General features: G+C 71.5%; 3 protein-coding genes. 2 read left to right on the top strand and 1 reads right to left on the bottom strand.

Translation table 11 applies throughout. The features are described from left to right. Positions 1 to 22: 22 nt before the first annotated feature. Positions 23 to 904, bottom strand: coding sequence for a hypothetical protein (locus tag B7767_RS15815; RefSeq protein WP_085572751.1), 882 nt, complete (start codon positions 902 to 904; stop codon positions 23 to 25). A 372-nt stretch (positions 905 to 1,276) separates the two neighbouring features. Here B7767_RS15815 and B7767_RS15810 point away from each other — a divergent pair, with 372 nt between their 5' ends. Together B7767_RS15810 and B7767_RS15805 are read left to right on the top strand one after the other, a co-directional pair. Beyond that, positions 1,277 to 1,480, top strand: coding sequence for a cold-shock protein (locus B7767_RS15810; RefSeq protein WP_030856788.1), 204 nt, complete (start codon positions 1,277 to 1,279; stop codon positions 1,478 to 1,480). Positions 1,481 to 1,712: 232 nt separating this feature from the next. After that, on the top strand, positions 1,713 to 3,179 hold a 1,467-nt coding region (locus B7767_RS15805), incomplete at its 3' end, for a DEAD/DEAH box helicase (RefSeq protein WP_085572750.1).

Raw genomic sequence — 3,179 nt, 5'->3', positions numbered from 1 at the left:
CGGGCCGGTGCACCGGGACGCCTCAGGTGCCGGGCCGCGCACCGCCCGCCGGGGTGCCGCCCCCGGGCGGCCCCCAGGTGCCGGTGGTGTCGAGGCCCGGTGTCGGCGCGGACCTCGCCCGGTCGGCCTGCACCGGCGGCAGTCCGTGCGGGAAGGCGTAGCCGACGGGCACCACGACCTGGTCCACCGCCGTGGCCAGTCCCTCCCGGCACGCCGCGTGCACCGCCTCCCGCATGGCCCGTACGCCCTCGGTCCGCAGCATGATCCGCTCGGGGCTCAGGCGGCCCATGACGGACGCGATCAGGTCCGTCACGAACCCGCCGATCAGGGCGTACCCGCGGCGCGAGCGCCACATCTGCCACCCCAGGTAGAGGCTCGTGCCGTACGAGAAGACCGAGACGTAGACCTGGCACTTGCCCTCCGAGAGCACCAGGCGGTTGCGGACCTGATCGCGGCCCAGTCCGGTCGCGATGACCCGCTCGGCGCGGTCGACGGGGATGAAGCGGCGCGCGAGCGTGCCCGCGATGGAGACGTACGCCGAGTCCAGGGATCCGCTCCGGTCCGCCAGCAGGACCCGCCATTCGGCGATCGGCTCGACCAGGCGCACCCCGAGCAGGGTCACCCAGAAGGCGGCGCCCGAGGCGATGTACGCCAGCGCGGCCATGACGGCGAATCCCTCGCCGCTGCCCACGACCAGGAGGAACAGCGCGAAGAAGAAGAGGGGCAGGAACGCCAGGAGCGAGGCGAGGAAGGCGTAGACGAAGAGCTGGAGCAGTTGTCGCCAGTGGACCGAGTCGTCGAGGGAGGTCTCCACCGGTATGTGCAGCAGATTCTTGTCGAGATACGCGGCGTTGGCGTCCCCGCCTCTCCATCCCGGCAAACTCGTGTATCCGTCGTCGTTCATCTGTCCCCCTGAGTGGTCACGGATCCGAGGTAGCGAGGATTACCCATGGCTGACGGTCCGTCACACACCTCCGGAGGTCTCGAAACCGCCACGATCCACGCCTCCGGGCGGTGACGCACCGCGGCCGGCGCGCGCCCGGTATGTGACCTTCGCGTCCGTGGCGGGAGGAATAAGCGCCGGGCACGGTGCGTATTCCCAGGTCGCCGTCCGGAGCGGAATTTGCGATCACGCGGGGTCGATCGCACCGTGCTAGTGTCGGTATCAGTTGCAGGTGTGGTTGCCAGCGGGTTCATTTCCTACGGGTTGATCATCACGGCGACACGGAATTCACACAGGGTGAATTCCGGATACCGCCTCCGAAGGAGAAATGACATGGCTACCGGTACCGTCAAGTGGTTCAACCCGGAAAAGGGCTTCGGCTTCATCGAGCAGGACGGCGGCGGCCCCGACGTCTTCGCCCACTACTCGAACATCGCCGCCCAGGGTTTCCGTGAACTGCACGAAGGCCAGAAGGTGTCGTTCGACATCGCGCAGGGCCAGAAGGGCCCGACGGCCGAGAACATCGTTCCCGCCTGATACCGGCGCCGACGCGTACTTCGCAGCTGGGGCCCGCACCTCTGGGGTGCGGGCCCCGGCTCGCTGCGTTTCCGGGCGTGTGACGGGGTGGCCCCACCCCTCCACCGGCCGGTGACGTACTCTCCGTCGGCCCGGCTCGGCCCCCATCGACTTCGGCTCGTCTCGAGATTCTCTGCGCCGCCCATGTGCTGCGGGAATTCCTTGGTACGCGCCCCATCAAGGAAGGTTCCGCATGAAGCGTGCCCGCACGTCCCGTACCCATGACCGTTCCGGGGGAGGCTCCGGTGCGCCCCGCTCGGGCGCGCCCCGCTCCGGCGCCCCCCGCTCCGGTGGTCCGCGCCGTTCCAAGGGGCACGGGAACCGGCAGGCCGGACCGGCCGTACAGGGCGAGTTCGCGCCGCCGGAGACGATCACTCCCGCGCTGCCCCCCGTCGAGTCGTTCGCCGATCTCGACATGCCCGCGCGGCTGCTGGACACGCTCGGCCGCGAAGGCGTGACCGCGCCGTTCCCGATCCAGGCGGCGACGCTGCCGAACTCCCTGGCCGGCCGTGACGTACTCGGCCGCGGCCGCACGGGATCGGGCAAGACCCTCGCCTTCGGCCTCGCCGTACTGGCCCGTACGGCGGGACGGCGGGCCGAGCCGCGACGGCCGCTCGCCCTCGTCCTCGTCCCCACCCGCGAGCTCGCCCAGCAGGTCACCGACGCGCTCACCCCGTACGCACGCTCGGTGGGCCTGCGACCGGTCAGCGTCGTCGGCGGGATGTCCATCGGCCGGCAGGCCGGTGCGCTGCGCGCCGGGGCCGAGGTGGTCGTCGCGACGCCCGGACGGCTCAAGGACCTGATCGACCGGGGCGACTGCGTGCTGGACGACGTCGGCGTCACGGTTCTCGACGAGGCCGACCAGATGACCGACATGGGCTTCATGCCCCAGGTCACCGCCCTGCTCGACCAGGTGCGCCCCGACGGGCAGCGGATGCTCTTCTCGGCCACCCTGGACCGCAACGTCGACCGCCTGGTCCGCCGCTACCTGACGGACCCGGTGGTCCACTCCGTCGACCCGTCGGCGGGCGCCGTCACCACGATGGAGCACCACATACTCCACGTGCACGACGAGGACAAGCACCGGACGACCACCGAGATCGCGGCGCGGGACGGCCGGGTGATCATGTTCCTCGACACCAAGCACGCGGTGAACCGGCTGACCAAGCACCTCCTGAGCAGCGGCGTCCGCGCCGCGGCCCTGCACGGCGGCAAGTCCCAGCCGCAGCGCACGCGGACGCTGGCCCAGTTCAAGAGCGGGGACGTGACGGTGCTGGTGGCGACCAACGTCGCCGCGCGCGGCATCCACGTCGACAACCTCGACCTGGTCGTCAACGTGGACCCGCCCACCGACCACAAGGACTACCTGCACCGCGGCGGCCGTACGGCCCGCGCGGGGGAGTCCGGCAGCGTCGTCACCCTGGTGACGCCCGGCCAGCGCCGCGACATGAGCCGGCTGATGGCCTCGGCGGGCATCACCCCCCGGATCACCCAGGTGCGTTCGGGCGAGGCGGAGCTGAGCCGCATCACGGGCGCCCAGGCACCTTCCGGCGTCCCGGTCGTCATCGCCGCGCCGCCCGTGGAACGCCCCCGCGCCACGTCCTCCCCCTCCCGCAGCCGCCGGGGCCGCCGGGGCCGCGCCGGTCAGGGCCGTCCCGCC

The organism is Streptomyces sp. 13-12-16 (genome assembly GCF_002114215.1).
In the GTDB taxonomy this organism is placed as follows: Bacteria; Actinomycetota; Actinomycetes; order Streptomycetales; family Streptomycetaceae; genus Streptomyces.
Note: the sequence above shows the minus strand (reverse complement) of the source record. Positions and strands in the feature narration are given on the sequence as shown.